This window comes from Limnohabitans sp. 2KL-27 (assembly GCF_001269345.1).
Classification (GTDB): Bacteria; Pseudomonadota; Gammaproteobacteria; order Burkholderiales; family Burkholderiaceae_C; genus Limnohabitans_A.
Map to the genome: position 1 here is coordinate 63,667 of NZ_CXOP01000002.1, position 16,337 is coordinate 80,003.

12 protein-coding genes are annotated in these 16,337 nt (G+C 63.3%); 9 read left to right on the forward strand and 3 right to left on the reverse strand.

The features are described from left to right. Positions 1 to 39 precede the first annotated feature (39 nt). The 6 genes from LHAB_RS02925 to LHAB_RS02950 all read left to right on the forward strand — a co-directional run bounded on the left by LHAB_RS02925 (position 40) and on the right by LHAB_RS02950 (position 5,795). Positions 40 to 657 carry a LysE family translocator gene (locus LHAB_RS02925; RefSeq protein WP_090043903.1) on the forward strand — a complete coding sequence of 206 codons (618 nt, stop codon included), beginning with the start codon at positions 40 to 42 and terminating at the stop codon, positions 655 to 657. Between the two features lie 59 nt (positions 658 to 716). Further along, on the forward strand, positions 717 to 1,634 hold the full coding sequence (locus LHAB_RS02930) for a DMT family transporter (protein WP_090047582.1): 918 nt from the start codon (positions 717 to 719) through the stop codon (positions 1,632 to 1,634). A 22-nt stretch (positions 1,635 to 1,656) separates the two neighbouring features. Beyond that, the gene (locus LHAB_RS02935; protein WP_090043904.1) at positions 1,657 to 2,841 is read left to right on the forward strand and encodes an aminotransferase-like domain-containing protein; all 1,185 of its coding nucleotides are present in this window, start codon (positions 1,657 to 1,659) and stop codon (positions 2,839 to 2,841) included. A gap of 31 nt (positions 2,842 to 2,872) precedes the next feature. Next, positions 2,873 to 3,796 carry a PhzF family phenazine biosynthesis protein gene (locus LHAB_RS02940; protein WP_090043905.1) on the forward strand — a complete coding sequence of 308 codons (924 nt, stop codon included), beginning with the start codon at positions 2,873 to 2,875 and terminating at the stop codon, positions 3,794 to 3,796. 49 nt (positions 3,797 to 3,845) lie between these two features. Beyond that, complete coding sequence (locus LHAB_RS02945; protein ID WP_090043906.1) at positions 3,846 to 4,520, forward strand: histidine phosphatase family protein; 675 nt, start codon at positions 3,846 to 3,848, stop codon at positions 4,518 to 4,520. A gap of 111 nt (positions 4,521 to 4,631) precedes the next feature. Further along, the gene (locus LHAB_RS02950; RefSeq protein WP_090043907.1) at positions 4,632 to 5,795 is read left to right on the forward strand and encodes a hypothetical protein; all 1,164 of its coding nucleotides are present in this window, start codon (positions 4,632 to 4,634) and stop codon (positions 5,793 to 5,795) included. A 13-nt stretch (positions 5,796 to 5,808) separates the two neighbouring features. Here the strand turns inward: LHAB_RS02950 and LHAB_RS02955 are convergent, their stop codons facing one another. After that, a complete protein-coding gene (locus tag LHAB_RS02955; protein WP_090047584.1) occupies positions 5,809 to 6,648 on the reverse strand; it encodes a creatininase family protein in 840 nt (279 codons plus the stop codon). A gap of 253 nt (positions 6,649 to 6,901) precedes the next feature. Between LHAB_RS02955 and LHAB_RS02960 the strand changes: the two genes are divergently transcribed. From LHAB_RS02960 to priA, 3 genes are all read left to right on the forward strand, one after another. Beyond that, positions 6,902 to 9,103, forward strand: coding sequence for a protein-disulfide reductase DsbD family protein (locus LHAB_RS02960; protein WP_090047586.1), 2,202 nt, complete (start codon positions 6,902 to 6,904; stop codon positions 9,101 to 9,103). Between the two features lie 214 nt (positions 9,104 to 9,317). Then, a complete protein-coding gene (hemE, locus tag LHAB_RS02965; protein ID WP_090047588.1) occupies positions 9,318 to 10,430 on the forward strand; it encodes a uroporphyrinogen decarboxylase in 1,113 nt (370 codons plus the stop codon). Between the two features lie 399 nt (positions 10,431 to 10,829). Then, positions 10,830 to 12,935, forward strand: a complete 2,106-nt coding sequence (priA, locus tag LHAB_RS02975; protein WP_090043909.1) for a replication restart helicase PriA — start codon at positions 10,830 to 10,832, stop codon at positions 12,933 to 12,935. 207 nt (positions 12,936 to 13,142) lie between these two features. Here the strand turns inward: priA and LHAB_RS02980 are convergent, their stop codons facing one another. Then, on the reverse strand, positions 13,143 to 14,111 hold the full coding sequence (locus LHAB_RS02980) for an AEC family transporter (RefSeq protein ID WP_090043910.1): 969 nt from the start codon (positions 14,109 to 14,111) through the stop codon (positions 13,143 to 13,145). 110 nt (positions 14,112 to 14,221) lie between these two features. After that, the gene (locus LHAB_RS02985; RefSeq protein WP_090043911.1) at positions 14,222 to 16,294 is read right to left on the reverse strand and encodes an NHL repeat-containing protein; all 2,073 of its coding nucleotides are present in this window, start codon (positions 16,292 to 16,294) and stop codon (positions 14,222 to 14,224) included. Between the last annotated feature and the right edge of the window lie 43 nt (positions 16,295 to 16,337).

The window sequence follows — 16,337 nt, forward strand, 5'->3', positions numbered from 1 at the left end:
CGACCTGAGCAGTGGCCTTTTGGCCCTACATTCAAAGCCATGACCCCTTCAGAACTCAGCGCCCTGCTGGTGCTTGCCACCGTGAGCAGCTTCACCCCAGGGCCCAACACCACCTTGTCGACGGCCATGGCCGCCAACCACGGGATGCGCCGCGCCATGCGCTTTGTGTGCGCGGTACCGGTCGGTTGGGGCATTTTGTTCCTGCTGTGCGCCACAGGCTTGGGTGGTTTGGTCGTGGCTTTTCCACCTTTGCGCTGGGGCATCGTGACGCTGGGCACGGGCTATTTGCTGTGGCTGGCCTCGCGTTTGTGGCAAAGCGGCAGTTTGCAGCAAGCCGACAGCGCCAAGTTGCAGGTGGGCTTTGTGCAGGGTGTGGGCCTGCAGTTCCTCAACATCAAGGCCTGGATGCTGGCCCTGGCCATCGTGGCAGGCTGGGTGGCCGGGCGCGAAGACGCCACCGCCCGCACACTGGTGCTGCTGCCCATCATGGTGGCCTATGGTTTCTTCAGTAACCTGACCTATGCGGTGGCCGGCTCGATGCTGCGGCACTGGCTGGCACACGGCCGCCGCTTGCTGGTGTTCAACCGTTGCATGGCGGTGGCGCTGGTGGCCACGGCTTTGTGGATTCTGAACGGCTTGCGCCAAAGCGCAGGCTGACGCCAGCAGCAGCGCGCATGGCCCGCTCGGCAACCGCCCCGCCCCAAGAACACACATCCATGAACGACGCCGCTCAACACCGCGAGAACCTGGGCCTTTGGCTGGGTTTTTTGGGGGTGGTCATTTTCGGGCTCACCTTGCCCATGACGCGCTTGGCCACCGGAACGGTGGACGCGCCGCAAATGTCGCCCTGGTTTGTCACTTGGGCGCGGGCCGCGCTGGCGGGTGTGCTGTCGGGCATTTACCTACTGGCCGTGCGGGCCCCATGGCCCACTGCAGCCCAGCGCGGGCCTTTGTTTTTGTCACTGGCGGGCAATGTGATCGGTTACCCCTTGCTGCTGGGCTGGGCGCTGCGCCACGTCACGGCCAGCCATGCGGCTGTCATCACCTCGCTCATGCCGCTGGCCACTGCAGCGGCAGCCGCCTGGCTCATGCACCAACGCGCGCGCCTAGGGTTTTGGGTGTTTGCCGCGTTGGGCAGCGCCCTGGTGGCGGTCTACAGCCTGCTGCGGGCAGCGCAGTTGGGCCACGGCTTTGGCCTGACCTGGGCCGACACGCTGCTCGTGGGTGCGGTGGTGGCCGGCTCACTGGGCTATGTGGCTGGCGCCAAAGTCACGGCCAGCCTGGGCGCAGAAAAAGTCATCAGCTGGGTGTGTGTCATGGCCTTGCCCTTCACGCTGCCGGGGGCCTGGCTCACCTGGCCTGAACACGCCATGGCAACGACATCGTGGCTGGCCTTGGTGTATGTGGGCGTGTTCTCCATGTGGGCGGGGTTTTTTGCCTGGTTTCGTGGCCTGTCGCTGGGCGGTCCGCTGCGGGTGAGCCAGCTGCAATTGCTGCAACCGTTCATCACCATGTTGGCGTCCGTGCCTTTGCTGGGAGAATCGCTGGATGCCATGACTCTGAGTTTTGCCCTGCTGGTGGTGGCCACGGTTTTCATGGGGCGGCGCATGGCCAATGCCCCCACGTCGAATTGAACACACCTTTGAGGAGCACCGCATGAACTGGCAAATGGCCCAACGCGCCGAAAAAATGAACCCTTCGGTGATCCGCGAGATCCTCAAAGTCACCGAAAAGCCCCGCATCATCAGCTTTGCCGGTGGCCTGCCCTCGCCCCTGACCTTCCCGATCGACGCCATGCGCGAAGCCAGCGAGCGCGTGCTGAAAGACGACGGCAAAGCCGCCTTGCAATACGCCGCCAGCGAGGGCTACACCCCCTTGCGCGAGTGGGTCGCGCAAGACCTGCTCAAACAAGGCATGCACATCAGCCCCGACCAGGTGTTGATCACCACCGGCAGCCAACAAGGCTTGGACCTGGTGGCCAAGATCCTGATCGACGCGGGCAGCCGCATCTTGGTCGAGACACCCACCTACTTGGGCGCCTTGCAAGCTTTCACACCGATGGAGCCGGTGGCCGTGGGTGTGGACAGCGACGACCATGGCGTGGACGCGGCAGACCTGCGTGCCAAAGTCGGCTCGGGCAAGGACAAAGCCCGCTTTGTGTATTTGCTGCCCAACTTCCAAAACCCCACGGGTCGCACCATGACCGAAGCGCGTCGCGCCGCCGTGGCCCAAGTGGCCATCGAGACCGGCCTGCCGATCATCGAAGACAACCCCTACGGCGACCTGTGGTTTGATGCACCTCCTGCGCCCTCGCTGAGCGCACGCCACCCTGAGGGCAGTGTGTACCTGGGTTCTTTCTCCAAAATCCTGGCCCCCGGCCTGCGCCTGGGCTACCTGGTGGCACCCCAAGCGCTCTACCCCAAACTCTTGCAGGCCAAACAAGCGGCGGATCTGCACACCCCCAGCTTCAACCAACGCGTGGTGGCCGAAGTGCTCAAGGACGGCTTCATCGAGCGCCATGTGCCCACCATCCGCGCCCTGTACAAACAGCAATGCGAAGCCATGCTGGCCGCGCTCGACCGCGAAATGGCGGGGCTGGGCCTCACCTGGAACCGTCCGGTGGGCGGCATGTTCTTGTGGGTGCAGCTGCCCAAGGGGCTCCAAGCCATTCCCTTGCTGGCCAAAGCCGTTGAAAAAGGCGTGGCCTTCGTGCCGGGCTCGGCCTTTTATGCCGGGGACGCCAACGAAAGCACCCTGCGCCTGTCGTTTGTCACCGCCACTGTTGATCAGATCAACACCGGCATGGCCGCGCTGGCGGCGGCGATCCGCGAATCACTTTGAAACACGATCAGCGCCTGACCGGAGCCACGCCATGAAACCCCGCGCCTTCCAACAGGTCGACGTCTTCACCGACACCGCCTTTCTGGGCAACCCGCTGGCCGTGGTGCTGGACGGAGAGGGCCTGAGCGACACGCAAATGCAGGCCTTTGCCGCCTGGACGCAGCTGAGCGAAACCACCTTTGTGCTGCCGACCAGCCCCGAAGGGGCCGCGGGCGGTGCCGACTACCGGGTGCGCATCTTCACGCCCGGCGCCGAGCTGCCGTTTGCCGGGCACCCGACCCTTGGCACCGCCCATGCCTGGCTGGCAGCCGGTGGCCAGGCCCGGCAAAGCGGCGAGTTGGTGCAGGAATGTGGCGTGGGCTTGGTCCGCTTGAAATCCGTCGAGGGCCGCTGGGCCTTTGCCGCGCCCCCTTTGCAGCGCCAGCCCCCTGCGCCAGCGCTGCTGGCCGAGGTGTTAACGGCGCTGGGCCTGCATGCCGACGAAGTGCTGGCCGCCCAAGACCTGAACAACGGCCCGCACTGGCTGGGCCTGCTGGTCGAGTCTGTGGACACCCTGCTCGCGCTGGCACCGGACCACGCCGCGCTCAAACGCCTGAACACCAAGGTCGGCGTGGCGGCCAAACGTGAGGTGCCAGCAGGCGGCCTGATCCGCCGCGCCAACCGCGAGGCCCGCGCTTTTGCCGTCGCAAACCGCATCGCGAACGACCCGACCGACCTGGAAGTGCGCGCGTTTGCCGCCCCGGTGGGCATCGCCGAAGACCCCGTCACCGGCAGCCTGAACGCGTCGCTCGCGCAATGGCTGATGGCCGAGGGACACATGCCTGTGCACTACAGCGCCCGCCAAGGCACCGTCCTCGGCCGCGCCGGGCAGGTGTTCCTCTCCCAAGACGGACAAGGCCAAGTCTGGGTGGGCGGCGACGTGGTCGGCTGCATTGAAGGTTCAGTCACCCTCTGATCACCCCAGCGACAGGGGAAAGTGACCGCGCTGCGCACAATCGCAGCCCATGGGAACCCTCTACTTGGTCCGCCACGGACAAGCCTCTTTCGGGGCCGATGACTACGATCAACTCAGCCCGCTGGGCCGCCAACAGGCGGTGCGCCTGGGCGAGTATTTGCGGCCCAAGCTGCAAGACAAACCCCTCGAAGCGGTGCTCATGGGCAGCTTGAAGCGCCACCGCCAAACCTGGGAGGGCATTGCCGAAGGCGCGGGTTTGCCGCACACCCCGGCGGTGTGGCCGGGCCTGAACGAATACGACAGCCATGCCCTGATCGAGGCCATCCACCCCGAGCCGCTGGCCAAACCCGATACGCCCGAGTTGTACCGCCACCACTTTCGCCTGTTGCGCGACGCCCTGCAGGCCTGGATGGCCGGGCGCACCCAGCCGCGCGACATGCCCAGTTACGCCGACTTTGTGGGGGGCATCGAAGCCGCGCTCGACCATGTGCGGCAAAACCACGCTGGCGATGTGATGATTGTCTCGAGCGGCGGCCCCATCTCGACCGCCGTCGGACGCGTGCTGGGCACCCCGCCCGAGACCACCATCGAGCTGAACCTGCGCATCCGCAACACGGCACTCACCGAGTTCGTGTTCACGCCCAAGCGCCACATGCTGCTGACCTACAACACCTTACCGCACCTGGACAGCGACGCGCACAAAGACTGGGTCACCTTTGCCTGAAGCCCAAAAAACGCTGCGCAGCAGCCATCCGGGCGGATCCCGCGGCACATTCCTGCCACACAGGTACATTCCCTAGGCAATACCCCTTTGCTTTGAGGGCAAAATTGAACCATGAACAGTTCAACCGCGTGGTTGGCCCTCAAGTCATTGGAGGGCGGCTTCCAGCTCACCACCCTGCAAGCCGCGGACGCAGACCGCCTGGCCAGCGAGTTGACGACTTTGTTGGACGCCTGGGCTTTGGCCTCAGCGGTTCAAACCCTGACCCTGCCCTTGCCAAGCGGACAAATCGCCCTGGTCTGCACGCTGCGGCCCGACTTCAGAGCGCAATGCATGCCAGGCCACGACACCTTGGCCTTGCACGAAACACTGGGGCACACCCCTCAGACGGACGAAGTTTGGGCTGTGGAGCGTGAAATCTGGGTGGCTTTGCTGGGTTCTCCCCACCGCTTTCAATTTGCCAGCCTCAACTCGCTCACCTCGCACATCCGGGTGAGGCGCAACATGGCCTTGGATGCCCGAAAAACCGCCTTGGCTTTCAAAACCGAAGCGGCCGAACGACCCCAGGCTTTTTGGCGAGATGGTGGCGAAGAACCCGGCTTCATCTTGCAACCCGGTCGCTGCTTGGTCGATGCACTGACTGCGGCCACCCAGCCTGATGCCACGGGCAAGTTGTACGACTTTTCTTGTTACCGGGCGACCGAGTACGTGATCTTGCTGGGCATCGCGCAAGAGCTCCAAACCGAAAATCCCGAACTGCTGGCCCAGTTGCAAAGCCTCAATGAAATCCACGCCGTGCGCTCCGGTCAATTCCATGAGGTCTACCTCATCGAATACGGCAGCATGGAATCGCCCTTGCCGGCCCGCTTTTATGTGCCAGGCGACCGCTTATGGTTTCGCAACCCCGACGAACGCTCTTCCGACGTCACCGGCTACGAAGGCTCTTGGGTCCTCTACATGGGCGGCGGCTTGTTCAGCAACTTCTGGAAGCGCGACACGCCCTTCACCCTCGAGTCCAAAGCGATTGAAATCTTCCACTGGAAAGACGGCGCCTACACCGATGCCCAGGGGGTGCTGCAGATGGACGAGTCGGTGGTGGAGGCCAGGGTGGCGCAAACCGAAGCCGACCCTTCAGCCCGCGCCCGGGTGTTGGAACGCATGCTGCGAATGCGCGACCCCAAAGGCGTTTATGCCGAAGGCGGCTGCATCGACACCACCCGCGAATACCCCAAAAGCGTGAGCCGCGAGCACTGCGAACTGGTGCTGCCCAGCTTCTGAAGATCGGGCAAGCTCAGCCCACCCGGTCGCTCAAGGTGCCGGGCGGCAAACGATCGATTTCACCCAACAACTGCGCCAACGCCCGGCCCGAAGCATCCAGCAAAGCCTGGCCCTTTTCAGCGGTCGCGGCCAGGGCGTTGCCTGCGGCACCGTGGCGGTTGTAGTCCTGCATCTGCCAGCCGAGCTTGGCGCTTTTGCCGTTGCCCAGGATTTCAAAACGCTCAGCGCGGTCCTGCGAGGTGGATCGGAAGTTTTGCGCCAAGTCCATGCGCACGGTCTCTGGCCGCAGCGCCCGCATCATCGATGTTTCGGTATCGCCCGCGTGCACGCCAAAACGGTGCTCTTCGGCGGGGAACAGCGCATTCACATCCCCCCCTTGCGCGTCGCGCAGCGGCAAATTGAACCAGCTCACGCTGTACACCAACATGCCCAGCCGTGCCCGCAAATCCCGCGCCACGATGTCCATCACGCTGACCTGCCCACCGTGGGCATTGAGCAGCACCAGTTTGTTCACACCGCTGGCCGCGACCGACTCGCCGATGTCGGTCCACAAGCGGAACACGGTTTCGGCCTTCAAGGTCAGGGTGCCTGCAAAACGGGCGTGCTCGGGACTCAGGCCCACCGTTTGGGTGGGCAAAAACAAAGCCGGCAAGTCGGCAGGCAAATGCGGCAAGCAAGCTGCCACCACGCCGTTGACCAAATCGGTGTCCACCGACAGCGGCAGGTGCGGGCCATGCTGCTCGGTGGCCGCCACGGGCAGGATGGCGATGGCCCGATCGGTGGCCTGGTCTGACGCCAAGGCCTGAAAATCAAGGGTGGTCCAGTCGGCCCAATAACGCGAAGGGTTTAGCATGTTCGGCATCTTAATGGAGCGCGGGCGTGTACAGTGCCTTTCGCACTGTGATGCAGGTCCCCGCCCGAGGCGTTGGGGGCCAGAAAGAAGGATTGGCGTGAAAGTTTCCGTGTTCTTGCGTGGCTGGGCCACTGCTCAAAGCTCCGTGTGGGGTCTGTTGGCACTGGTGGGGCTGGGTGCGCTCTTGTGGTTCGCCCTGCCGGCTCAGGCACAAACCAACCCGCTGTTTTCGGCCAAAGGGGCAAGCGCCAGCATGTCGGGCACAGCCGCCTTGCTCGGCAGTGCCAGCCACGTGGTCAAGACCGACCAAGTGCGGGCCGAATTGCTGGTACACGCCCCACAGGGCATTCGCGCCGGACAAACTTTTTGGTTGGGCCTGCAGATCGAGCACCAGCCGCATTGGCACACCTACTGGCAAAACCCTGGCGACTCGGGCTTGCCCACGCGGCTGCAGTGGCAGCTGCCTGCCGGTTTGCAGGCCAGTGACATCGCTTGGCCTTTGCCCAAAAAAATCCCCATCGGCACCTTGGCCAACTACGGCTACGAGGGCCGCTTGCTGCTGACCGTGCCTGTGACCGTGGGGGCCGACTTCCGTTTCCCGGACGGTGCGCCACTGGCGCTTGGCTTGCAGGCCGAATGGCTGGTGTGCCGCCAAGAATGCATTCCCCAAGAAGGTCGATTCACCCTCAATCTGGCCTCTGCCGCGCCACAAAAGCCGCAAGCCGCCCTGTTTGAAGCCACCCAACCACTCAGTCCCCAAGCCCTGCCTCAGCGGCAACAAGGCGACACCTGGATCACGGGCGGCCAAGCCACTTTGACCGCAGACGCCCGGCAGATCAGCCTGCGCGTGCACGGCCTGCCTGTAGGCTGGCGTGGCCAGACTTTGAGCGCTTTCCCGGTCACCCCCAACGTGGTGCACAACGCGGCCGTGCAAGGCAAGGACTGGACGCAAAACTGGCAAGGTGCCGTCTGGAGTGCCCAAATCCCGGTGTCTGAGGAGCGCGGCGACAGCCCGCCATCCATGCGCTGGGTGATCGCGGCCGGACCAGAGTCTGCGCCCAAAGCCCCTGCTTTTGACATCGAAACGCCTGTGCAAGGCGCTTGGCCGGCGCCGACACAAGCCGCACCGGCTGAAATTTCGCCGGCCCTGGCCAAGGCGCTGGCCGATAACGCCAAAGCCAACGCAGCACAACAGCCAACCACCACCAGCACCACCGCTCTGGGCTTGGCCCTGGCCATCTTGGGGGCACTGGTGGGCGGCTTGTTGCTCAACCTCATGCCCTGCGTGTTCCCGGTCTTGGCCATCAAGGTGCTGGGATTTACCCAAGCCGACACCACTCAGACCCAACACCGCGCCGCGGGCATGGCTTACACCGTGGGCGTGGTCTTGTCGTTCATGCTGCTGGGCGGCCTGATGCTGGGCCTGCGGGCTGCCGGCGAGCAATTGGGCTGGGGGTTTCAATTGCAATCGCCCCCCGTGGTGGCGGGCCTGGCGCTCTTGTTCACCCTGCTGGGCCTGAACCTGGCGGGCGTTTTTGAATTCGGTCAGATGCTGCCCGGCAGCCTGGCCACCTTGCAAAGCCGCCACCCGACGGTGAACGCTGGTTTGTCTGGCGTGCTGGCGGTGGCGGTGGCCTCGCCCTGCACTGCGCCGTTCATGGGGGCCTCATTGGGCTTGGCGATCGCGCTGCCTGTGTGGCAGGCTTTGTTGGTGTTTGCCGCCATGGGCGTGGGCATGGCTTTGCCGTATTGGGCGGCCAGCTGGTGGCCGGGCATCGCCCGCGCCCTGCCACGGCCCGGGGCCTGGATGGAGACTTTCCGCCAAGCCATGGCCTTTCCGATGTTTGCCACCGTCATTTGGTTGCTGTGGGTGCTGGGCCAACAAACCGGCATCGACGGGGCGAGCGGCCTGCTGGCTTTGCTGCTCACGGTGGCTTGGCTGGTGTGGGCGCTGGGCCTGAGCGGCCGCACGCGCTGGGTTTTGAGCGCTCTGGCCCTGGCCACCTTGCTGTGGATGGGCAGCAGTTGGTTGCCCTTGGCGTTGCGCGAAGCCCCTGCACAGCCGCTGACCAGCGCCAGCCCATCAGCACCAGGCACCGGGGCCAGCCCGACCTGGCAGCCTTGGTCAGAAGCCGCTTTGCAAGCGCAGATGGCCGCAGGACGCCCGGTGTTTGTCGACTTCACCGCCGCCTGGTGCGTGACCTGCCAATACAACAAGAAAACCACACTGGCCGACGCGCGCGTGCTGGCCGACTTTGCGGCGCGGCAGGTGGTGCTGATGCGGGCCGACTGGACGCGGCGCGACCCGGCCATCACGCAGGCCTTGACGGCACTGGGCCGCAGCGGCGTGCCGGTCTACGCCCTGTATGCACCTGGCCGTGCGCCCATGCTTTTGTCCGAGCTGCCCAGCGTGGCCGAAGTCCAAACCGCCTTGCAGGGACTCCCGGCTCGTTGAGCCGCCCAAACATTGTTCAACGGGGGAGCCAGTCCCCGATCAAGAGCGCTTACTCTGGCCTTGCCAGCATTCGGCCGCAGGGGCGGCCTCCCACAAAAAACAGACCTCCCTTCAAACAAGTCAAACTGACTCTCTCGTGGGCGCTTGCCCCTGCTCGCGAATAGCCCTGAAAGTGACACCCAAAAACCTGGCCTGGGCCTGCCACAATAAGGGGATGAGCTCATTTGCCCCCCTCCAAAACGACACCTTCCTGCGCGCCTGCCTGCGCCAAGCCACCGACCACACCCCCGTCTGGCTCATGCGCCAAGCCGGGCGTTACCTGCCCGAGTACTGCGCCACCCGCGCCCAAGCCGGCAGCTTCATGGGCCTGGCCACCAACGTCGACTTCGCCACCGAGGTCACCCTGCAGCCACTCGAGCGCTACCCGCTCGACGCGTCCATCCTGTTCAGCGACATCTTGACCGTGCCCGATGCCATGGGCCTGGGCCTGTCGTTTGCCCAGGGCGAAGGCCCCCGCTTTGCCAAGAACGTGCGCGACGAAGCCGCCGTGGCCCAGCTGGCTGTGCCCGACATGAACAAGCTGCGCTACGTGTTCGACGCCGTCACCAGCATCCGCAAAGCCCTGAACGGCCGCGTGCCCCTCATCGGTTTTTCCGGCAGCCCCTGGACGCTGGCGTGCTACATGGTCGAAGGCGCTGGCTCGGACGACTACCGGCATGTGAAAACCCTGATGTACAGCCGCCCCGACCTGATGCACCGCATCTTGGCCATCAACGCCGACGCCGTGGCCCTGTACCTGAACACCCAAATCGAAGCGGGCGCGCAAGCGGTCATGGTCTTCGACAGCTGGGGCGGCGTGCTGGCCGACGGGGCTTTCCAGGAATTCAGCCTGGCCTACACCGCCCGCGTGCTGGCCCAGCTCAAAACCGAGCACAACGGCCAGCGCATCCCCAGCATCGTCTTCACCAAAGGCGGCGGCCTGTGGTTGCCCGAGATGGCCCCTTTGAAGTGCGACGTGTTGGGCCTGGACTGGACCATGAACCTGGGTCGCGCCCGCACCTTGGTGGGCGGACAAGTGGGCGGCCCCGGCAAAGCGCTGCAGGGCAACATCGACCCGAACATCTTGTTTGCACCACCCGCGCAGATCGCCACCGAGGTGCACCGGGTGCTCGACAGCTTTGGCACGCCGCACACGGACACAACCACCACCGGGCCCACGCACATCTTCAACCTGGGCCACGGCATCAGCCAATACACCCCGCCCGAGCATGTGACGGCGCTGGTCGAGGCGGTGCACAGCCATTCGCGGGCGATGCGCCAAAAGTGAGCATGGCACTGTGCGCGTCGCAAGCGCATAGCATAGAAAAAAGACCATTTAAAGCCTTTATTTGCAAAATATTCGGCTTTAAATGCTTGACTTATGCACAAAAGTAAAAAGCCTCTCAGGAAAACCCTAATGCCCACATTCATGCTCTGCGCGCAGTACACCAAACACACAAGTCATTGATTTAATTGGTATTTTTTATCCTGCACATTGGATGGGCAATTTGTTGGAAGGCTTGATTTTCAAGGCTTCCAGCGCATCCAGCGCAGGTTTTCAACAAAGTTATCCACAGTTTTTTTGGATGGCGCCCAAAGTGCTGGAAAATCAACGACTTACGTCTTATTTCAAGAAATCAGCTAACCTCCAATATCGCCAAATCCACCGCGAATCACCGGAAACCATGTGAGCACTCACCAGTGGATCGACATCGCCGTCCAAACACCTGCCCACAGCCAGGTGGGGGGTCTGCTGAGCTACCGCAGCCCCTTGGGGGTGCGGCCTGGGCAACTGGTGCGCGTGCCCTTGGGCAAGCGGGACGTGTTGGGTGTGGTGTGGGCCGTGCGCGATGCGGCGCCCACCGACATGCCCGCATCGGCCGTTCGCGATGTGCTGGGCGTGCTCGATGGCCTGGCCCCGCTGGGTGACGCCTGGCGGCAACTGGTGCAGTTTTCGGCACAGTATTACCAGCGTTCGCTGGGCGAAGTCGCCCTGTCGGCCCTGCCGCCCCAGCTGCGCGACCTGAGCGCTGAGCAACTGGCGCGCCGCCTGAAAAAACAGAACACCGAGCGCGCAGTGCAAACCGCCCCCGGCCCGGCCCTTTCCCCCGAACAAAGCGCCGTGCTGGACCAGATGGCGGCCGGCACCGGGCCTTTTTTGCTGTTTGGCAGCACCGGCAGCGGCAAGACCGAGGTCTATTTGCAAGCGGTCGAGCGCATGCTGGCGAGCGACCCGCAGGCCCAAGCCCTGCTCATGGTGCCCGAGATTAACCTCACGCCGCAGCTCGAAGAAAGGGTGCAGGCCCGCTTTGGCACCGAAGCGGTGGTCTCCATGCACAGCGGCATGACGCCCGCCCAGCGCCTCAAAGGCTGGCTGGCCGCGCACGCGGGCCACGCCCGCATCGTGCTGGGCACGCGCATGGCGATTTTTGCGTCCATGCCGCAGCTCCAACTCATTGTGGTCGACGAAGAACACGACCCCAGTTACAAGCAACAAGAAGGCGCACGCTACTCCGCCCGCGATTTGGCGGTGTACCGGGGCCGCCTGCACAACGCCCCCGTGTTGTTGGCCTCGGCCACGCCTTCGCTGGAGAGCTGGCACCACAGCCGCCCGGCCACCGACGAAGATCCAGGCGGCCGTTACCAGCGCCTGCTGATGCCCTCGCGCATTGGCACGGCCCTGCTGCCCAAAGTGCGGCGCGTGGACATGAACAAACAGCCGCGCCGCACCGTGCTGTCGGCCCCGCTGGTGGCCGCCATCCAAGAGCGGGTGGAGCGCGGCGAGCAATGCATGCTGCTGCTCAACCGGCGAGGCTATGCGCCCGTGCTGCACTGCGCCGACTGCGGCTGGAAAAGCGAGTGCAAGCATTGCAGCGCGTTCCGGGTGTTCCACAAGATCGACCGCACCTTGCGCTGCCACCACTGTGGCCTCGCCGAACGCGTGCCCCGCGCCTGCCCCGAATGCGGCAACGCCGACATCGCCCCGATTGGCCGGGGCACCGAACAACTGGAAGAACACCTGGGCGAGTTGTTGGCGCACGTCTTGCGCCCCGACGGGACGCCGGTGCGGATCGCCCGCATCGACGCCGACAGCACCCGTCTCAAAGGCGCTTTGGAGAGCCAGTTGGCCCAAGTGCATTCGGGCGAAGTGGATGTGCTGGTGGGCACGCAAATGATTGCCAAGGGGCACGACTTCCGGCGCATCACCTTGGTGGCTGCCGTCAACCCCGACACCGCGCTGTTTTCCAGCGACTTTCGGGCCCCCGAACGGCTGTTTGCGCTGCTCATGCAAGCGGCAGGCCGTGCCGGGCGCGACGCCGCGCAAAGCGCCACCAGCGAAATGTGGGTGCAAACCTTTCACCCCACGCACGCGTTGTTTGAAGCCCTCAAACAACACGACTACCCGGCCTTTGCCGCCAGCGAACTGGCCGAGCGCACCGCGGCCGACCTGCCCCCCATCAGCCACCAGGCACTGCTGCGCGCCGATGCCCGTACCCAGGAAGCCGCGCAAGCCCTGCTGAACGCGGCGCGCGAAACGCTGGAAGCGCAACTGAGCGCCGACCCGGTCAACGCCGATTTGGTGCAGCAGGTCAGCGTCTACCCGGCCGTGCCCATGAGCATGCAGCGCGTGGCCGATGTGGAACGCGCCCAAATGCTGCTGGAAAGCCCCAACCGCATGGCGCTGCAAAAGATGCTGTGGCACCTGCACGGCGTGCTGCACCAGGTGCGCAGCCAGCCCGAGCACAAAGGCGTGATCCGCTGGCTGGTGGACGTGGACCCTCAGGCGATCTGACACGGCAAGTCTTCCCCCGGTAGGAGCGAGTCCCTGCTCGCGAATCTGTATAGAGGTGCCGCAAGCATTCGGCCGCAGGGGCAGCCTCCCACAACAGCCAAGCAGACCCGATCTACCGTGGGAGCGAGCCTCCGCTCGCGAATTTGCGCCCGGCCACTTCAACCCTTCGGCCGCAGAGGCGGCCTCCCAAAGAACTGCGAATCCGTGTCAGGCTTTGAAAAAAGCCACCGCCCCAGAAAAGGTCAAGAAAGCCACCGCCGTGGTGACCAAAATGATGCGGGCGATGCGCCCGTTGTCTGCCCCCAAGCGCTCAGCCAGCAAAGACACATTGCTGGCGCTGGGCAGCGCGGCCACCAGCACCATCACCTGCAGGGCAAAGGGCTCGATCGGTACCCCCCACTGAATGGCCGTCAAGCCCACCAACAAGACCAGCACCGGGTGCAACACCAGCTTGATCAGCGCAATCGGCAGGTAATCGGCACTGCGCAAAGGCCCATCAGGGCGCTCGTGCGCCAGCAGTTGCGAGCGGGCCAACACCGCACCGATGGTGAACAGCGCCACAGGCGAGGCCGCATCGGCCAGCAAACTCACGGTTTTGTTCACCGGGCCCATCAGTTCCAGATTCCAGAATGAAAACACCGCACCCAGACTGATGGCCCAGGGCATGGGGTTGCGCAACACCCCCGCCAGCGCCTTGCGGGCGGCCACCGCCGCGCCGTGTTGCCCGGCCGCATCCATGCGTGACAAAGCCACGCACAAAGACGACGTGATCACCAAGTCCACCACAATGGTGACGATCGCAGGGCCTGCGGCCCCTGGCCCCAGCAGCGCCACCAACAAGGGCACGCCCATGAACCCCGTATTGGGGAAAGCCGCCACCAGCGCACCCAAAGACGCATCGTTCCAGCGAATCCGCGCGTTCAAACTGATGGCCACACTGAAGGCCACCATGACCAAGGCGCAGAGCAAGTAAGTGAAGAACACCCCGGCATCGAGCAACTGGGCAATCGGCGTGCTGGCCCCAAAGCGGAACAACATGCAGGGCAGGGCAAAAAACAGCACAAAGCCATTAAGGCCAGGAATGGCCTCCAAGGGCAAAAGCTTCAACCGGGCAGCGCCATAACCACACAAGACCAGGGCAAAGAAGGGGAAAGTGACGCGCAGAACTTCGAGCATGCCCGGATTATCGTGGCGATTGCGCCGCACCTTTTCACCACAGCGACATCCCGTGCGCCGCAGCCCAGCACCATGAGGTGCGGGCTACAAGTGTCCAGATTCAGGTGACTTTAAAAATTACTCACCAAAACGGCGCCGTTGTTCACAAGCAAAAGCATTTGGGTGCCATAGATGGCCAAACCGTACATGCCCGTCAATACACCGGGTAAGCTGCCCAAGCGCACCCCCGTAGAGCCGGCCGTTCCGGCCAATGTCGACACCACACCCGCTGGGGTGACTTTTCGAACCAAACTGTTGGCATAGTCGGTCACATACAAGTTGCCCGCGCTGTCGATGGCAATGCCATAGGGCTCTTTAAAACGCGCAGCGGCGCCTGTTCCATTGGTGCTACCCGAGCTACCCGCCGTGCCTGCAAACGTGGTGACCACACCGGCGGAGGTCACCTTGCGAATGGTGTGGTTGATGAGGTCCGTCACATACACATTGCCCGAGGCGTCCACGGCCACGCCCGTCGGCAAATCAAATCTAGCTGCTGTTCCGGTTCCGTCTTGGGCGCCATTTATGCCAGATGATCCCGCGAGGGTACTCACCGCCCCCGTTGAGGCCGTGATCTTACGGATGATGGAATTGCCGGTGTCGGCCACATACAGGTTGCCAGCAGTGTCTACCGCCAAACCATCCGGATTGGAAAAACGCGCATTGGCCGCGGGGCCATTGGTATCGCCCCCTACGCCTGCTGCACCCGCGACGGTGGTCACCTGTGAGTAATCGGCGCTGATCTTTCGGATCGTGTGATTGCTATAGTCGGACACATAAATATTGCCAGCGGCATCGACCGCTATACCGGTAGGGCTATTGAAACGCGCAGTGCCTCCCACACCGCCCGTACCATCAGCGCTACCTGACACGCCTGCCGCTCCGGCAATTGTCGTGACTTCACCCGCAGCCGTGACTTTACGCACCGTGTGATTCGAATTGTCTGTCACGTAGGCATTGCCATTGGCGTCATAAGCAGCACCGTATGGCGTGTAAAAACGCGCTGCAGTTCCGACGGCGTCGGTGCTGCCGCTGACAGTGGCTGCACCTGAAACAGTGCTTGCTACGCCAGCCAGCGTCAGTTTTCGAATGTTGTTATTGCCAGCGTCAGCTGCAACAAGCACATTGTTCGAAACGACCAAGCCCCACAAAGTCCCAAAACTGGCCGTCGAACCCGTGCCATCTGCTGATCCGGTCACGTTGGGGGTGCCCGCCAAGGTGCTCACAGTTGCTGTCTGGGTGATTTTTCGGACGATGCGACCTTCATCGTCAGCCACATACAGATTGTCACTGGCATCGACCGCCATCGAATTGGGACTGTTAAATCGTGCAACCCCACCGACACCGTTGACTGTGCCAGCTGCATTGGCAGCGCCAGCAAAGATAGACACGTCATCGATGGTGGAAGAGATTTTTTGAATCACGTGGTTGCCGTAATCGGCCACGTAGATGTTGTTTTGACTGTCAATGGCCAAGCCATAGGGGTTGCTGAACACGGCCGTTGCCCTGGGGCCTGGATTGGGAGGCAGCCCAAAAGCCTGTGCTGTCCCGGCATACGTCGACACCGTCCCGTCCGGTAAGATTTTCCGAATCACGTGGTTGGCTTGCTCTGCGACAAACAAATTGCCCAGGCTGTCAAATGCGAGCGCAACCGGCCTTGAAAATCGGGCAGCGGCCCCGATCCCGTCGGTACTTCCCGCGGTCCCGGCAACACCCGCAAAAGTGGTGACCACGCCCGCAGAAGTAATTTTTCGGATGGTGTGGTTGTCTGAATCAGCGACAAACACCACCCCTGTCGAATCGACGGCAATGCCGTGAGGCGAGTTGAATTGCGCCGCAGTACCAGTGCCGTTGGCCGTGCCAGAAACACCCGACCCTCCCGCCAAAGTGGTCACCACGCCCTGCGCGCTGATTTTTCGGATGGCGTGGTTGTAAGCATCCGCGACGTACGTGTTGCCAGCGCTGTCGGCTGCCATCCCGCGTGGGCCATAAAAGGCGGCTTCCGAGACCGAACCATCCAAGTTGCCAGGTCCAAAGATATTTCCAACAAAATGAACCATGGAAGCGATGGGGGTGTTTTGATTACCACCGCAACCCAGCAGACTGAAGGCGAGCATGGCTGCTGCGCAACCTTTTGCTAACTTCATACCAAACCTCGCGAAATTGTTAAAAAAAATTCGCAAGGATGAT

Coding starts and splice junctions, on each gene's coding strand:
- LHAB_RS02925 (WP_090043903.1), top strand. CDS start 40: ATGACCCCTTCAGAACTCAGCGCCCTGCTGGTGCTTGCCACCGTGAGC.
- LHAB_RS02930 (WP_090047582.1), top strand. CDS start 717: ATGAACGACGCCGCTCAACACCGCGAGAACCTGGGCCTTTGGCTGGGT.
- LHAB_RS02935 (WP_090043904.1), top strand. CDS start 1,657: ATGAACTGGCAAATGGCCCAACGCGCCGAAAAAATGAACCCTTCGGTG.
- LHAB_RS02940 (WP_090043905.1), top strand. CDS start 2,873: ATGAAACCCCGCGCCTTCCAACAGGTCGACGTCTTCACCGACACCGCC.
- LHAB_RS02945 (WP_090043906.1), top strand. CDS start 3,846: ATGGGAACCCTCTACTTGGTCCGCCACGGACAAGCCTCTTTCGGGGCC.
- LHAB_RS02950 (WP_090043907.1), top strand. CDS start 4,632: ATGAACAGTTCAACCGCGTGGTTGGCCCTCAAGTCATTGGAGGGCGGC.
- LHAB_RS02955 (WP_090047584.1), bottom strand. CDS start 6,648: ATGCTAAACCCTTCGCGTTATTGGGCCGACTGGACCACCCTTGATTTT.
- LHAB_RS02960 (WP_090047586.1), top strand. CDS start 6,902: ATGTCGGGCACAGCCGCCTTGCTCGGCAGTGCCAGCCACGTGGTCAAG.
- hemE (WP_090047588.1), top strand. CDS start 9,318: ATGAGCTCATTTGCCCCCCTCCAAAACGACACCTTCCTGCGCGCCTGC.
- LHAB_RS02980 (WP_090043910.1), bottom strand. CDS start 14,111: ATGCTCGAAGTTCTGCGCGTCACTTTCCCCTTCTTTGCCCTGGTCTTG.
- LHAB_RS02985 (WP_090043911.1), bottom strand. CDS start 16,294: ATGAAGTTAGCAAAAGGTTGCGCAGCAGCCATGCTCGCCTTCAGTCTG.